The 15,988-nt window shown below is 66.1% G+C and carries 11 protein-coding genes and 1 tRNA gene; 11 read left to right on the top strand and 1 reads right to left on the bottom strand.

Features of this window, described 5'->3' with window-relative positions:
* The first annotated feature begins 37 nt into the window (after nt 1–37).
* The 3 genes from ABDW49_RS14980 (at nt 38) to ABDW49_RS14970 (ending at nt 1,720) form a co-directional block, all read left to right on the top strand.
* Nucleotides 38–114 (top strand) — tRNA-Arg (locus ABDW49_RS14980).
* A gap of 214 nt (nt 115–328) precedes the next feature.
* Entirely contained in the window at nt 329–949 is a 621-nt protein-coding gene (gene folE, locus ABDW49_RS14975) for a GTP cyclohydrolase I FolE (RefSeq protein WP_343612813.1), read from the top strand.
* Nucleotides 950–1,063: 114 nt separating this feature from the next.
* Nucleotides 1,064–1,720, top strand: a complete 657-nt coding sequence (locus ABDW49_RS14970) for an outer membrane beta-barrel protein (RefSeq protein WP_343612812.1) — start codon at nt 1,064–1,066, stop codon at nt 1,718–1,720.
* A gap of 85 nt (nt 1,721–1,805) precedes the next feature.
* Here ABDW49_RS14970 and ABDW49_RS14965 read toward each other — a convergent pair whose 3' ends face one another.
* Entirely contained in the window at nt 1,806–2,285 is a 480-nt protein-coding gene (locus ABDW49_RS14965) for a peroxiredoxin (protein ID WP_343612811.1), read from the bottom strand.
* A 306-nt stretch (nt 2,286–2,591) separates the two neighbouring features.
* On the opposite strand from ABDW49_RS14965, the gene ABDW49_RS14960 reads away from it, so the two are divergent.
* The 8 genes from ABDW49_RS14960 to addA all read left to right on the top strand — a co-directional run bounded on the left by ABDW49_RS14960 (nt 2,592) and on the right by addA (nt 15,981).
* The gene (locus ABDW49_RS14960) at nt 2,592–3,260 is read left to right on the top strand and encodes a hypothetical protein (protein WP_343612810.1); all 669 of its coding nucleotides are present in this window, start codon (nt 2,592–2,594) and stop codon (nt 3,258–3,260) included.
* A gap of 119 nt (nt 3,261–3,379) precedes the next feature.
* Nucleotides 3,380–4,798: an adenosylhomocysteinase gene (gene ahcY, locus ABDW49_RS14955; protein ID WP_343612809.1), complete on the top strand. Its 1,419-nt coding sequence runs from the start codon at nt 3,380–3,382 to the stop codon at nt 4,796–4,798.
* A 103-nt stretch (nt 4,799–4,901) separates the two neighbouring features.
* Nucleotides 4,902–7,280: a PAS-domain containing protein gene (locus tag ABDW49_RS14950; protein WP_343612808.1), complete on the top strand. Its 2,379-nt coding sequence runs from the start codon at nt 4,902–4,904 to the stop codon at nt 7,278–7,280.
* Entirely contained in the window at nt 7,277–7,735 is a 459-nt protein-coding gene (gene tsaE / locus ABDW49_RS14945; RefSeq protein WP_343612807.1) for a tRNA (adenosine(37)-N6)-threonylcarbamoyltransferase complex ATPase subunit type 1 TsaE, read from the top strand. Before ABDW49_RS14950 ends, tsaE begins: the two co-directional genes overlap by 4 nt.
* On the top strand, nt 7,732–8,721 hold the full coding sequence (locus ABDW49_RS14940) for a phosphotransferase (protein ID WP_343612806.1): 990 nt from the start codon (nt 7,732–7,734) through the stop codon (nt 8,719–8,721). The genes tsaE and ABDW49_RS14940 overlap by 4 nt, the downstream gene beginning before the upstream one ends.
* The gene (locus ABDW49_RS14935) at nt 8,718–9,446 is read left to right on the top strand and encodes a nucleotidyltransferase family protein (RefSeq protein WP_343612805.1); all 729 of its coding nucleotides are present in this window, start codon (nt 8,718–8,720) and stop codon (nt 9,444–9,446) included. Before ABDW49_RS14940 ends, ABDW49_RS14935 begins: the two co-directional genes overlap by 4 nt.
* A complete protein-coding gene (addB, locus tag ABDW49_RS14930; RefSeq protein ID WP_343612804.1) occupies nt 9,446–12,469 on the top strand; it encodes a double-strand break repair protein AddB in 3,024 nt (1,007 codons plus the stop codon). The genes ABDW49_RS14935 and addB overlap by 1 nt, the downstream gene beginning before the upstream one ends.
* Nucleotides 12,466–15,981 carry a double-strand break repair helicase AddA gene (gene addA, locus ABDW49_RS14925; RefSeq protein ID WP_343612803.1) on the top strand — a complete coding sequence of 1,172 codons (3,516 nt, stop codon included), beginning with the start codon at nt 12,466–12,468 and terminating at the stop codon, nt 15,979–15,981. The genes addB and addA overlap by 4 nt, the downstream gene beginning before the upstream one ends.
* The last annotated feature ends 7 nt before the right edge of the window (nt 15,982–15,988 follow it).

The following is a 15,988-nucleotide window of genomic DNA, read 5'->3' as shown; positions in this document are numbered from 1 at the left end:
TGGCGGCTTGCCCGTCATCATGTGAAGGTAATAGTGTGCACCCGTAGCTCAGCTGGATAGAGCATCAGACTACGAATCTGAGGGCCGGGCGTTCGAATCGCTCCGGGTGCACCACCTTCCCTCCTTCGCCCCAGATGGCGTTTTCCAAATCGGAAATTCTCATTAATCGGGCCTTTCAAATTGGTCCGCGCGGCGCCACATGCGCTTGAGCATCGTGCGGAAAAGTGGGAACCGGTTTTTCGCGGGAACGATGCGACCATCAAAACTGAGGGCATCATGCCATGATGCTCCAATCGGGCGTTTGAGGCCCGTACTGCCGGAGATACCCATGAGCTGTGCCGACGATCATGACGACCTGCATCCAACCCTGGGTGCCGATGGCAAGATCGCCGTGCCCGATGACGTGCAGGATGCGATTCGCACGCTGATCCGCTGGTCGGGCGACGATCCGGAGCGTGAAGGCCTGCTCGACACGCCCAAGCGCGTCGCGCGCGCCTGGAAGGAATATTGTCAGGGTTATGCCGATGATCCCGCGATCCATCTGGCCCGCCAGTTCGAGGAAGTGGGCGGCTATGACGAGATCGTGCTGCTGAAAGACATCCCCTTCCAGAGCCATTGCGAGCACCATATGGCGCCGATCACCGGCAAGGCCTCGATCGCCTATCTGCCGACCGACCGCGTTGTGGGCATCTCCAAGCTGGCGCGCGTGCTGCATGGCTTTGCCCGCCGCCTGCAGATCCAGGAGCGCCTGACCGCCGAGGTCGCCCAGTGCATCTGGGACAATCTGCGCCCCGAAGGCGTGGCCGTGGTGATCGAGGCGCAGCATGGCTGCATGACCGGCCGCGGCGTGCGTACACAGGGCGTGGGCATGGTGACCAGCCGGATGATGGGCAGCTTCCTGACCGATCCGCGCAGCCGCAAGGAAGTGCTCAGCCTGATGGGCTATTGAAATTCTTCTTTGAGAAGTTCTGCCAGCTTTCTGAAATTCCCCTATTTTTGAGCAGATATTAACTCAATTTATCCTAGGTCCCGCCCCGAGACCTTATGGTTACGTGGAGTTGATATGAAAATTCGGGGCAAGTTGGTGCGCATGACCGTCGCGGCGGCGGCGGTGGTGCTGGCCGGTGCGGGCATGGCGGTTTCGGCCGAGGCGCAGGAGATCGACATCAACCCGCCCGAGCAGGTCTATATCGCGCCGGTGCTGGGTTACGATAATGTCATCGGCAGCAGCATGGGCGATTCGATCAGCAAGGGCGGCCTGACCTATGGCGGCATGGCGGGCATCGACACGCCGGTGGGCAAGCATGGCCGTGTCGGTCTGGAGGCCTCGGTCGCCGGATCGACGGCAGCCTTAACCCTGGCCGGCAGCGATGGCATCAACACCGCCGAGGTCAAGATCGCTGCCGGTGTCGATCTTTACATTGGTGGCAAGCTGGGTTGGATGGTGGCCCCCAAGACGCAGCTTTTTGCAACGCTGGGCTATGCCAATTCCAAATTCACGGCTTCGGCGCGGTTCAATGGCACCAAGATCTGGCAGGAGAGCACCAGCCTGAGCGGTTTCCGCGTGGGCGCTGGCGCCGAATATTTTCTGACCCCGCATGTGCGCGCAAGGCTCGAATATCGCTACACCCATTATGGCGAGATCAGCTATCAGGACCAGCCGCTTGGCGGCAAGGCCGAGCGTCATCAGGTACTGGGCGGTCTGCTCTACGGTTTCTGATCCGCCGCGACCAAGGCAAAGAAAAACCCCGCCCGGCGCGCTGCCGGGCGGGGTTTTCTGTTTCCAGCCTGTCAGGCCGAAAGACTTAGAGGTTCTCGAGAACGTGCTCGGCGCTCGAAACCTGGAACTCGCCGGGGGCTTCGACGAACACCTTGTCCACCACGCCGTCCTTGACGATCATGGCGAAGCGCTGGCCGCGCTTGCCGAGGCCCGCGCCGGTCAGGTCCAGCTCAAGACCCAGGGCGGTGGCGAAATCGCCGCTGCCATCGGCCAGGAAGGTGATGTCGTCGCTGCCCTTGGCGGCGGCCCAGGCGCCCATCACGAAGGGGTCGTTGACGGCGGTGCAGACGATCTCGTCCACGCCCTTGGCCTTCAGCTCGGCGGCCTTTTCGACGAAGCCGGGCAGGTGCTTGGCCGAGCAGGTGGGGGTGAAGGCGCCGGGCACGGAGAAGAGGGCGACGGTCTTGCCCTTGAAGTATTCGCCGGTCTGCACGGGCTCGCGCTCGCTTTCCGTCGACTTCACCAGCTTCACGTCAGGCAGGGTCTGGCCAGCTTCGATCGTCATGTTCTTCTCCTTGGTGGGCGAGAGGGGAGGTCTCGTCCTTTGCGCACCACATATAGGCGGGGCGTGGCGCGGGGCAAGCGGGCATAGGCCAAACAGCACCGGAGAAACCCTGAGCGGATTGGCCCTTAATTCTCCGACGCAGGGCATTTAACCCTGCTTCTTGAGATCCCGGCAAGCGGCAGGTGAGATTTTCAGCCTCGGGATCACTCAGGAGACAGGCGGGGGAGGGGTCCCCCGCCAGAGGGGGTATCAATGAAGCGAGACGGACGTACGGTTGCTCGTGCAATCGTTAGCATGGCCTTGGCGATGGGTGTCGCCACGGGCGCGATGATGCCGCAGACCGCCATGGCTGGCGCGATGAGCAAAGCCGAAAAGCTGCGCCGACTGGACATTATGCTGATGGTGACGGGCCTGCGCTGCCGCGCCGGGGCCGATGATTTCCAGGGCGACTTCGTGCTGTTCGAAGCGCGCCACATGCCCGAACTCAACCGCGCCGCGCAGGATCTGGAGGCCGAGGGTGTGGCCGCCGGTCTCAAGCATGACGAGCATATGGTCGATCGGCTCAGCACGGCGATGGCAAACAATTATGGTAACGGCCATCCCTGGCTGGGCTGCCATGAGCTTAAAGGTTTGACCCGCCAACTGGCCTCTGCCGATGGCGAGGAAGTGCTGATCGCGGCAGCCGAGGAAACGCTTTCGGGCGATTCCCGTGCCGCTCCGGTGATGGTGGCGGCCAACACGCCTGCTCCCACGCCCGCGCCTGTCCAGCCAGCGCCGGTTCCTGCTCCGACTCCGTCGGTTGAGGCGCCTGCCGCGCCTGCCGGGCCGGTCGCGCTTGCGGTGGCTGACCCTGCGCCGGCTGTGCCTGCTGCCGCGGTGGCTCCGGCGCCTGCTGCACCGACCGCCGTGGCGGCCAAGGCAGATGCGCCGAAACCTGCCGTTGTTGGGCTCAATGCCGATGTGACAACCATATAAAGCAATCTTTATATTTGCCTGACGAGTGGCAAAGGGGTAAGGGCGGGTCATAGCTTTATGGCCCGTCCGCCCTTGCCTTGTCGGCATGCGGCGGCGCGGCCCAGTCGGAGAAGACCCAAGTGGCCACCATCGCCCCCGAGAAGGACTACGTTATCGCGGACATCGGCCTGGCCGATTACGGCCGCGCCGAAATCGCCATCGCCGAAACCGAAATGCCCGGCCTGATGGCGCTGCGTCAGGAGTTCGGTGCGTCGCAACCGCTGAAGGGCGCGCGCATCACCGGCTCGCTGCACATGACGATCCAGACCGCCGTGCTGATCGAGACGCTGGTTGCCCTGGGCGCCGACGTGCGCTGGGCCACCTGCAACATCTTCTCGACGCAGGACCACGCCGCCGCCGCCATCGCCGCGCAGAACATCCCCGTCTTCGCCATCAAGGGTGAATCGCTGGCCGATTACTGGGACTATGTGGGCCGCATCTTCGACTGGGACGCTGACGGTTCTGGGGACACCACCGCCAACATGATCCTCGACGATGGCGGCGATGCCACCATGTTCGCCCTGTGGGGCGCCCGCGTCGAGGCTGGCGAAACCCTGTTCGAGCCCAGCAATGCCGAGGAAATCGAGTTCGTTCGCGCGCTCAAGAACTTCCTCAAGGAAAAGCCGGGCTACCTGACCAAGTCGGTCGCCGCCATCAAGGGCGTCTCGGAAGAGACCACCACCGGTGTCCACCGCCTGTACCACCTCGCCAAGGACGGCAAGCTGCCTTTCCCCGCGATCAACGTGAACGACAGCGTCACCAAGTCGAAGTTCGACAACCTCTATGGCTGCAAGGAATCGCTGGTCGACGCCATCCGTCGCGCCACCGACGTGATGCTGGCCGGCAAGGTCGCCTGCGTTGCCGGTTTCGGCGATGTGGGCAAGGGTTCGGCCGCTTCGCTGCGCAATGGCGGCGCCCGCGTGATGGTCACCGAGATCGACCCCATCTGCGCCCTGCAGGCCGCGATGGAAGGCTATGAAGTCGTCACCATGGAAGAGGCGACCAAGCGCGCCGACATCTTCGTGACCTGCACCGGCAACGAGGACGTGATCACCGCCGACCATATGGCCGCGATGAAGCCGATGGCGATCGTCTGCAACATCGGCCACTTCGACAGCGAGATCCAGATCTCGGCCCTGTCGAACTATCAGTGGACCGAAGTGAAGCCCGGCACCGATCTCGTCACCTTCCCCGATGGCAAGCAGATCATCATTCTGGCCAAGGGCCGTCTGGTGAACCTGGGCTGCGCCACCGGCCACCCGTCTTTCGTGATGTCGGCCTCGTTCACCAACCAGACGCTGGCCCAGATCGAGCTGTTCACCAAGGCCGAGAACTACGGCAAGGACGTTTACGTTCTGCCCAAGCACCTCGACGAGAAGGTCGCCGCGCTGCATCTGGAAAAGCTGGGCGTCACGCTGACCCAGCTCTCCAAGAAGCAGGCCGACTACATCGGCGTGCCGGTGGAAGGCCCCTTCAAGGCCGATCATTACCGCTACTGATCAGATTATCTGATCCGTAACGGAATGTGAAATGGGCGCCCCGGCAGCACGCCGGGGCGCCCTTTCTATTGCGTTCGGCCCGCGCCCGCCCTAGCCAGACGGGATGCTGGTCACTCCCACCATTCTTGTGCTTCTGGGCCTGTTTCTTGGCGCCTGGACGCTGGCCGCCGCCGTGACCATCGCGCTGAGCGAGGCCCGCCGCCGCGAAACCAAGGCCGCCATGGCCAGCAACCGCCGGCTGACGCGGCTGGTCGATGAAAGCCCGGCGCAGATGATGCTGGTCCACCCCGACGGCCAGATCCGGGGCCCCGCGCGCCTTGCCGGATGGCTGGGGCTGGAGGCGATGCCCGCTTTCCTCTCGCAATTGTCCGCGCCGGATCGTGGCCTGCCGCCCGAGCAACTCAACGCCCTGGCCGAAGCGGTGCTGCAAACCCAGCGCAGCTCGCGCGCCTTTGCCATGTCGATCAGCGCGCGCGGTTCCAGGAAGTCGTTGGCGGTGCGCGGCAATCTGGCCGATCCGCTGGTGGCGCCCACCGGCTCGGCGCAATTGTGGTTCTTCGACAACACCGCGACCGAGCTGGCGGTCAGCCGCATGCGGGTGGAAACCGCGCAGGCCAAGGGCGATTTCGCCGCGCTTTCCGGCCTGATAGAGGCTGCGCCGATGCCCATGTGGTTCCGTGGCACGGATGGTGCGCTGCGGCTGGTCAACAGCGCCTATGTCCGCGCCGTGGCGGCCCAGAATGCCCAGCAGGTAGTGGCCGAGGGCATCGAACTGGTCGAGCGCATCGAGGGCCTGAGCCCCGCCGAGGTGGCGGCGCAGGCCTCGGCGCAGGGCCTGCCCATCGAGCGTGTGGTGGCCTCCACCATCAACGGCCAGCGCCGCACCCTGCGCGTCTCCGACCTGCCGCTGGGCGAGGGCGGCGTGGCCGGTTACGCCGTCGATATCGAGGATATGGAGGAGCTGAGCCGCTCCCTGCGAGCCTTCCGCGAGGCGCAGCGCTCGCTGCTCGATCTGCTGTCTTCGGGTGTGGCGCAATTCGATTCGGTGCGGCAATTGGTTTTCGCCAACCAGCCCTTCCAGCGCCTCTTCGGGCTGCACAGCGCCGATATGCAGGGCGGTCTGGGCTTCGAGCGCTGGCTCGATGTTGCCCGCGACATCGGCCGCGTGCCCGAGGCGCGCGACTATCCTGCCTGGCGCCGCGACCATGTCGGCTGGTTCGCCCAGAATGCTGCTCAGGATGAGGCATGGCCGCTCTCGGACGGCACCCATTTGCGCATCGCGGCCCAGCCCATGCCCGATGGCGGGCTGTTGCTGATCGCCGAGGACCGCACCGAAACCCTGCGCATCTCGGCCATGCGCGACACGCTGCTGCGCACCCGCACCGCCACCTTCGACAGCCTGTTCGAGGCGGTCGCGGTCTTCGCGCCCGATGGCCGGATGCAGATCTGGAACCGCCGCTTTGCCGCCGCCTGGGGGCTGGAGGGCGATTTCCTCGACGATCATCCGCATATTTCGGTGCTGCTCGACCATGTGGGCGCGATGCTGGCGCAGCCGGGGCAGGCCCGCGCGCTTGGCGATTGCGTGCGCGCCGCCACGCTTGAGCGGCGCGAAACCGGCGGGCGGGTATCTCTGCTCGATGGCCGCACGCTGGAATATGCCGGTATGCCGCTGCCCGATGGTAATGGCCTGCTGATCGCGCTGGATATCACCGATTCGCAAAAGGCCGAGGATGCGCTGCGCGAACGCAACGCCGCGCTGATCGAGGCGGACCATCTGAAAACCCGCTTCCTCGCCAATATGAGCTATGAATTCCGCACGCCGCTCACCTCCATCGGCGGTTTTGCCGAGATGCTGCAGATGGGCCTTGGCGGCGATCTGTCTGATAGCGGGCGCGAGTATGTCGAGGCGATCCTCACCTCTGTCACGCGGCTGTCGGGCCAGATCGAAACCGTGCTGGACCTCTCGCAAAGCGAGGCGGGCATGCTGCCGCTGGCCCGTGAAAGCGTGGATATCCTGCCCTTCCTCACCGCTCTGGTGAAAGAGCGTGAGGCGCGTATCGAGGAAGGTCATATTGCGCTGAACCTGCGTGGCAACAGCGGGGCAGGGCGCATTCCCGCCGATCCGCGCCGTCTGGGCCGGGCGCTGGGCCATCTGGTGGACAATGCCATTGCCGCGACTCACGGCAAGCCGGGCGGCGGCCAGATCCTGATCGATCTCGCCCACCATCGCGTTTCGGGCCACGAAGTCCTGCGTATCGCCATCAGCGACGATGGCGCCGGGATGGATGCCGCCAGCCTTGCCCGTGCATTGGGAGGCCTGCGCATAGGCCCGGACGGCACGGCGATCGAGCGCCGACAGGGCCTCGGCCTGCCGCTGGCCCGCCAATTGATCGAGGCCCATGGCGGCACGCTGGAACTCACCAGCCAGCCGGGCAAGGGCACCACCGCTCTGGTTGATCTGCCGATGGAGGCCCAGGCATGACGAGGGCCATGACCACCATCGACCTGCCCGATACCGAGGCCACGCAAGCCCTCGGCCAACGCATCGCCGCCCTGCTGGAGCCCGGCGATGTGGTTGCCCTCACCGGAGGCCTTGGTGCCGGAAAAACCACGCTGGCCCGCGCGATCCTCGCTGCCTTGGGCCATGAGGGCGAGGTGCCGTCGCCCACCTTCACCATCGTGGAAACCTACGATCCGCCCGCCACGCGCCTGCCTGTGGTCCATGCTGATTTCTACCGGCTCAACGATCCCGCCGAGGCCGAGGAGATCGGTCTCGACGATTATCGCTACAACGCCGCGCTGATCGCCGAATGGCCCGACCACGCCGGAGGCTTCTCGCATGAGCCCGCCTGCCTCTCCATCGATCTGGAGGTTGGGGATGGCACGCGCAGGGCCCTTGTTCGCCCCGGCACCGATTGGCTAAGGCGCTGGGCATGAGCACGATTCTGCCCGATGGTCTGGAACCCTTTATCGCCGCTGCCGGTTGGGGCGGCGCGCATGTCTCGCCTTTGCCGGGCGATGCCTCGTTCCGCCGCTATTTCCGCCTGACTCTGGCCGGGCAGCGCGCCATGCTGATGCATGCGCCGCCCCCGCATGAGGACCCGGCGCCCTTCCTCGCCGTGGCCCACTGGCTGGAGAACAACGGGCTGCGCGCCCCCCATATCCTTGCCGAGGACGCGCAAAAGGGTTGGGTGCTACTGGAGGATTTCGGCGACCATCGCATGCGCGACTGGCTGGATATCCATCCCGGCGACGAAACCGCGATCTATCAGGCGGCGATGGCGCCGTTGGTGGCGCTGGGGCGCCTGCCTGCCGGGCCGTTTCCGCCCTATGATATGGCGGTCTATCTGCGCGAGGTCGGCCTGCTGACCGAATGGTATGCGCCCGCAGCCGGGCTTACCGTCGATGTTCCGGGCTATGTTGCCGCATGGGAGCAGGTGCTTGAGCCTCTTGTCGAGCGGCAGGGCGAAGGCATCACCGTGCTGCGCGATTACCATGCCGAGAACATCATGCTGCTGGAAGGCGGTCTGACGGCGCAGGGCCTGCTCGATTTTCAGGACGCTCTGGCGGGCCACCCGGCCTATGATCTGGTCAGCCTGCTTCAGGATGCGCGCCGCGATGTCTCGCTGGAGACGGAAGCTGCCACGCTCGACCATTATCTGGCCCTCACCAAGCATGAGCGCGAACCGTTTCTGGCCGATTACGCGGTGCTGGGCGCTCAGCGCAACGCCAAGATCGTGGGCATTTTCGTGCGCCTGTGGCAGCGCGACGGCAAGCCGCGTTACCTCTCGCTGATCCCGCGCATCTGGGCCTGGCTTGAGCGCGACCTCAAGCATCCCGCGCTGGCCCCCGTGGCGGCCTGGTTCGATGCCAACATCCCGGCAGAGCTGCGCAATGCCGGCGGCGGGAGCCTCGGCGCATGAGCAAGCCCCTTCTCGCCAGCGACACCGCGATGGTGCTGGCCGCCGGCATCGGCAAGCGCATGCGCCCGCTGACCGCCACGCGCCCCAAGCCGATGGTCAAGGTGTTGGGCAAGCCGCTGATCGACCATACGCTCGACCGACTGGCCGATGCCGGGATCGCCCGCGCCGTGGTCAACGCCCATTATCTGGCCGACCAACTGGAAGCCCATCTCTCACATCGCAAGGCGCCGGTGGTGACCATGTCGGACGAGCGCGTGGCGCTGCTGGAAACCGGCGGTGGAATGGTGAAGGCAGCCAAGGCTGGCCTGCTGCCCGATCCGTTTTTCGCGCTCAACAGTGACAACATCTGGCTCGACGGACCGCTCAATGTCTTTGCCGAACTCAGCGGCGCCTGGGATGCGGATAAGATGGATGCGCTGGTGTTGGTGGTGCGGCATCCTGTTGCTCATAACTATCAGGGCATTGGCGATTTCCACCTCGATGCGGTGGGCCGCGTCAGCCGCCGCACCCATGGCCGCGTGGCGCCCTATATCTATTCGGGCATTCAGCTTGTCTCGCACCGCCTGCTGCGCGATGCGCCGGAGGGCGGCTTTTCCACCAATGTGCTGTGGAACCGCGCCATCGCCGAGGGGCGCCTTTTCGGCCATGTCCATACCGGCGAATGGATCGAGGTGGGCGAACCGGCCCATATCGCCCCGGCCGAGGCCTTGTTGACCCGCATGTGATGGTAGGGGCGACAACACCAAGCCTCTGGTCCATTCCTGCCCACCGCGGTTTTGCCGATGCTCTGGTGGCTGGCTTGTTGCCGCGTTACGGCGGCGATGCCTTGGGACTGGCAAGGCTGACCTTGCTTCTGCCCAGCCAGCGCGCCATCCGCTCTGTAACCGAAGCCTTTGTGCGTGCGCTGGGCGAGCAGGATGCCGTGGGTGGCTTGCTGCTGCCGCGCATGGTGGTGCTGGGCGACCTCGATCTGGACGAGGCGCTGGGCGCTTTGCTCGATCCGCTGGACGGCCCCGATGTGCCGCCCGCCGCCGACCCCACCGCGCGCTGGCTGCGTCTGGCCGCGCTGATCCGCCAGATCGAAGGCGATGAGGCTCCCAAAGGTGCCGCCCTGCTGCGCCGCGCCTGGGAGGCCGGGCAGACGATGGACCGCCTCGCGGTGGAGGGCATCGCGCCCGAAACCTTGCTTTCGGACGAAATCGTGGCGCTGGTGGGCGAGCAGGCCGGGCATTGGCAGGACAGCACGCGCGGCTTCCTCAAGCTGATGGCCCATTGGCGCGCTGAACTGGAAGCGCAGGGGTGCGTCGATCCGCCCACACGGCGCAATCTGCTGTTTGCCCACGCCGCGCGGGCGTGGAAGGCCGCGCCGCCCAAAAACCCCATTCTGGCTGCGGGTGTGACCAGCGCCTCGCCCGCTCTGGCCGATCTGCTGCGGGTGGTGAGCGAATTGCCCGAAGGCGGTGTGGTGCTGCCCGACCTCGATCTGACGCTCGACGATGCGGTGTGGGACGAATTGGGGCAGGCGGGCCACCCTGACGAACCCGGCGGCGCGCCTTTCGGCCGCAGCGATGCCGCCACCCATCCGCAATATCACCTCAAACTGCTGCTCAACCGCATGGGCGTGGCGCGGGGCGAGGTGCAGCTCTGGCAGCGTTCCGGCCCGGCCTCGGCGCCACCGGAGCGGGCGCGGGCGATTTCCAATCTTTTTCTGCCGCCTCAGGCCTCGGCGCGCTGGGTCGATCTGCCCGAGAAGCAGCGCCGCCTGGCCAATGTCCGTCTGATGGAAAGCGGCCACCCCGGCGAGGAAGCGCAAGCCATCGCCCTGCTGATGCGCGAGGCTCTGGAAAAGCCCGAAAAGCGCGTGGCTCTGGTGACGCCGGACCGCGCTTTGGCCGGGCGCGTGGTGGCGCATCTGGCGCGCTGGGGCATTGGTGCGGACGATTCGGGTGGCCAACCCTTGTCGCAGACCTTGGCGGGTCGCTTCCTGCTGCTGTTGGCCGAGGTGGCGGGCGAGCAGGCAACGCCCGTGCCGCTGATCGCTCTGCTGGGCCATCCGCTGGTGAAAGCCGGAGAACCCCGCCCGCGCTGGCTGGAAAGCGTGCGCGCGCTCGATCTGCTGCTGCGTGGACCGCGCCCCGATGCCGGGCTTGAACCCATCGCGGGGGTGATCGACAAAAAGGCTTCGCCCCGCCGCAAGCCGGGCCTGATCGCGTGGTGGCGCGAGGCAGAGGCGATGCTTTCGCCCCTGATGGCGGCTGCGCGCGAAGAGGCCTTGCCGCTCTCCACACTGCTCGATGCGCTGGTCACCTGCGGCGAGGCTCTTTGTGGCCAAGGCCTGTGGGGCGAAACGGATGGGCGCGCTTTGGCTTCCTTCGTGGAAGGCCTGCGGAACGCTAGCGATGGGGCCGATCTGCCGATCCCGCCGCGCGATCTGCCTGCCGTGCTGCGCGATGCGATGGATCGCATTTCTGTCCGCCCGGCATGGGGCGGTCACCCCCGCGTGGCCATTTACGGACTGCTGGAAGCCCGCATGGGCCGCGCCGATCTGGTGATCTGTGGTGGGCTGACCGAGGGCGTCTGGCCCGGCTCGCCCAAGCCCGATCCGCTGCTGCCGCCTGCCGTTTTGCGCCAGCTTGGCGTGCCCGGCGCGGATTTCCGTATCGGCCTTGCCGCGCATGACCTTGCCGCCTGCCTCGGCGCGCCCGAGGTTGTGCTAAGCTGGGCGCGTCGCGATGAGGGCGCTCCGGTCATCCCCAGCCGCTTTGTGCTGCGCGTGACCGCCATGCTGGGCGAAAAGCTGGCCAGGGATCACCGCGAAACGCGCATTCCCGCATGGGCCGGGGGGCTGGATGTGGGGCGCAAGGTGCCTCCGCATCCGCGCCCTCAGCCGATGCCCTCCAAGGATCAGCGGAGGGTGGATATTGCGGTGACGGCGCTCGACCGGCTGCGCGCCGATCCGTATCAGTTCTATGCGCAGGCTATTTTGGGGCTGCGTTCAATCGACGCGCTCGATGCCCAGCCCAGCCCGGCGTGGCGGGGCACGGCGGTGCATGACATTCTCGACGCCTGGCATAAGGCTGGCGCGGTGCCTGGTACTCTGGCGGCCACGGCCGGCGTGGTGCTGGATTCGATGCAGGCCCACCCGCTGGAGCGCAGTCTGTGGCGCCCGCGCCTGGTCGCGGCGCTGGAATGGATCGATAGCGAGGTTTCGGCGCTGGTGGCGGAAGGCCGCCGCGTCATCGCCACCGAGATCAAGGGCGAGATGAAGGTCGATGGCATCCGTATCCATGGCCGCGCCGACCGGATTGATCGCAACCCCGATGGCTCTCTGGCGGTGGTGGATTACAAGACCGGCGCGCCACCCAGCGGCAAGCAGGTACAGGCCGGTTTCGCGCTGCAATTGGGGCTGATCGGCATGATCGCCGGGGATGGCGGTTTCGTCGGAGCGGAAGGTGAGGCCACGCGCTTCGAATATTGGTCGATGACACGCCGCCGCAAGGGCGAGCCCGGTTTCGGCTGGCGCGATGAGCCCATTCTGGAAAAACCCAAGCGCAGCGGCATCCCGCGCGAGGATTTCCTGCCCGAAACCGAGAAATTCCTGCGTGAGGCCATCGCCCGCTGGCTGCTGGGCAGCGAGCCTTTCACCGCGCGGCTCAACCCCGATATCGCGGGTTACAATGATTATGACCAGTTGATGCGTCTGGATGAATGGCTCGGCCTGCTGGGCGATGAGGACGACCAAGCATGAGCGAGCCCGCAATCCATCCGCTGTTCGGCAATCAGGCGCTGGCGGTCAATCCGGGCGAGACGGTGTGGCTGTCGGCCAGCGCGGGCACGGGCAAGACTCAGGTGCTGTCGGCGCGTGTGTTGCGGTTGCTGCTGGAAAGCGATGTACGGCCCGAGCAGATTTTGTGCCTCACCTTCACCAAGGCGGGCGCCACGGAAATGGCCGCGCGCATCAATGAAACGCTGGCGCGCTGGGTGAGGGCCGAACCGGCGCGGTTGGCTCTGGAACTGCAGGCCATCGGTGCCGATATAGGCCCGGAAACGCAGGGCAGGGCGCGCACGCTGTTCGCCGCCGTGCTCGATTGCCCCGGTGGCGGGCTGCGCATCGATACGATCCATGCCTTCTCGCAGTGGCTGCTGGCGGCCTTTCCTCAGGAGGCGGGCCTCACCCCCGGCACGCGGCCGATGGAGGAACAGGAGACGGTGCTGCTCAGCCGTCAGGTGCTGGCTGATCTGCTGCTCGATGCGGAGAATGGCGGGGATGAGCAACTGTCGGTTGCCCTGTCCGACCTGTCGCTGCGGATGGGCGGCGATGCGGCGCTGCGCTGGCTGATGGATTGCGCCCGCGCGCGCGATCTTTGGATTGGGCCGGGGGCATGGATGCCGCCTTTGGACGCCCGTGTGCGCCAACTGCTGGGCCTGCCCGCCGATGCCGATGAAGCGCTGGTCGCAGCGCTTTGCGCCGACGATACCTTCGATGTGCGCAGCTTGCGCGCCGCGATGATCGCCAACCAGCAATGGAAGGGCAAGACCGGCGAGAAAAACGCCAACACCATCGGCGACTGGCTGGCAGCCGATGAAGCAGGCCGCGCGGCGCGTATCGACGATTTGTGGGGCACCTTCTTCACGCAAAAGGGCGAGCCGCGTTCCTCGACCGGTCTGGAAAAGATCGACCCCGATTACCCCGCCCATGTGCTGCGCGTGGGCGAAGGCATCGCGAAAGTGCGTGAGGCCGCGGCGCTGGTTGCCCTGGCCGAATGGCTCACTCCGGCGCTGACCCTGGGCCGCGCCTATGCTCTGGCCTGGGATGCCGCCAAGGCCCGCGAAGGGCTGATCGATTTCGACGATCAGATCCGCAGCGCTGCCGCTCTGCTGGCCCGAGCCGATATGGCCGACTGGATTCGTTACAAGATGGACCGCCGCTTCGACCATCTGCTGGTCGATGAGGCGCAGGACACCAATGCCGCGCAATGGCGCATCATCGATGCGCTGACCGAGGAGTTCTTCGCCGGCGAAGGCGCCAAGCCCGACAAGGCGCGCACGCTCTTTGTGGTGGGCGATTACAAGCAGGCGATCTTCGGCTTTCAGGGCACCAGCCCGGAGAATTTCGAGGAAGCCCGCGCAAGGGTGAAGCGCCGCATGTTGGGCGCGGCGGAAAATGCTGAAGAGCTGCGCGATGGCCCCGAAACATCCCGCCTGAAAGAGTTGGGGCTGGAACAATCCTTCCGCACCGCTGGCACCGTGCTGGATTTCGTCGACCGCGCGATCGAGCATGTCGGCCATGCCGCCTTCGGTCTGGCCAGCGCGCCGGAAAAGCATAAGGGGCAAGCGCGGCCCGGTCTGGTGACGCTGTGGCGCCCAGTGGGACAGGCCAACGACGAAGAGGTCGAGGGCGAGGAAGATGAGGGCGGCGAAGGCTGGCTCTCCCGCCCCGAACGCGAGATGGCGGAGCGGATTGCCCGTCAGGTCAAGGATTGGCTGGATTCTCCGGGCGGCTTTCCGCTGGTGAAGGGCAAGGAGCCGCGCCGCGCCAATGCCGGAGACGTGATGGTGCTGGTGCGCAAACGCGGCGCTCTGGCGGCGCTGATCGTGGCGCGGTTGCATGCGGCGGGCGTGCCGGTGGCGGGCGTGGACCGCCTGCGTCTGGGCGCGCCGCTGGCGGTGAAGGATCTGGTGGCGGCCTTGCGTTTTGCCGCCCAGCCACTGGACGATCTCAATCTGGCCAATCTGCTGGTCTCGCCACTGATCGGCTGGTCGCAGGAGCAGTTGCTGGCCCATGGCTATCGCGAGAAGGGTGTCCATCTGTGGGATCATCTGCGCGCCGCCATCGATCCCGAGCCGCGTGCTGTGCTGGCCCAACTGGGCGAGCTGCTGGGCAAGGCGGAAATCCGCCCGGTACAGGTGGTGCTGCATTGGATGCTGGTCGGCCCGTGGCAGGGGCGCAAGCGGCTGGTCGCGCGGTTGGGGCATGAGGCCAATGACCCCATCGACGAACTCATCAACGCCGCCCATGCCTATGCCGCCAGTTCGACGCCCAGCCTTGTCGGCTTCCTCAACTGGTTCGAGGCGGGCGATGGCGAGCTGAAGCGCGAGGCTGGCCGCGCTGATGGCCTTGTCCGCGTGATGACGGTGCATGGTTCGAAGGGCCTGCAGGCCCCCATCGTGATCCTGGCCGATGCCACTGGCAATCCCGAGGCGGGGCGAGGTGGCGCCTTGTCGCTGACCGATCCGATGAGCCTGATCGGCAGCGATGAACCGCGCCGCGTGCCCATGCCGCCTTTGTCGCGCGAGGAACGGCTGGGGCGCTTGGCGCAAGCCGCTGAAGTTGCCGCCAAGGCCGAAGGTGAGGAACATTGGCGCCTGCTCTATGTCGCCATGACCCGAGCCGAGGAAGCGCTGTTTATCGGCGGCGCGCTGGGCAAGCGGGATAAGGTGCCTGCGCCGGCAAGCTGGTACGCGCGCCTTGCCGAACTTTTCCCCGCGGACGCGTGGCAGGATGACACCATCTGGAACGCCAGCGTCAGCCACGGCGGCATGCCGCCCAGCCCGGTATGGCAGGCCGAAACCCGCAGCTTCGATATGGGCGAGGCACTGCCCGGCTGGGCCTCCCGCGCCGCGCCTGACGAACCGACACCGCCGCGCCCTCTGGCGCCCTCGGCGCTGGGTGAGGAAGGGGCTGTCGATCCGCCGTTTCCGCCGGGAGCCGGGCGCGCTCAGGCGGCAAGGCGCGGGACGTTGATCCATGCGTTGCTTGAGCGCTTGCCCGATGTGGCGCCGGAGGCCCGTGAGGATGTGGCCAGCCGCTGGCTGGAGCGTCAGGCAGCCGATCTTGATGATCTCACGCGCGGCAATCTGGCTAAAGCTGCTCTGGCCGTGGTGAACGATCCGCGCTGGGCGGATCTTTTCGCCCAGGAGGCGCTGGCCGAAGTGCCCATCGCCGCGCTGATTCCTACTGCCGCCGGGCCTCAGGCTGTCGCAGGTGTGATCGACCGGCTGGTGATCACCCCCGACGCCATCCGGCTTGTCGATTACAAGACCGCGCGCCGTCCTCCCGCTGGACTGGATGACGTGCCGGTCGCCTCGCTGCGCCAGATGGCAGCCTATGTCGCCGCTTTGGAAAGCAGCTTTCCGGGGCGCCGCGTGGAGGCAGCCTTGCTCTACACCGAAGCCGCGCGCCTGATCGCGATTCCCCCCGAGGTGATCGCGCAGCACAAAATTGCCTTGGGCCACAGGGAGCAAAGCTTCACCGCTTGAGCGCTTG

The organism is Novosphingobium sp. (genome assembly GCF_039595395.1).
Lineage (GTDB): Bacteria > Pseudomonadota > Alphaproteobacteria > Sphingomonadales > Sphingomonadaceae > Novosphingobium.
Note: the sequence above shows the minus strand (reverse complement) of the source record. Positions and strands in the feature narration are given on the sequence as shown.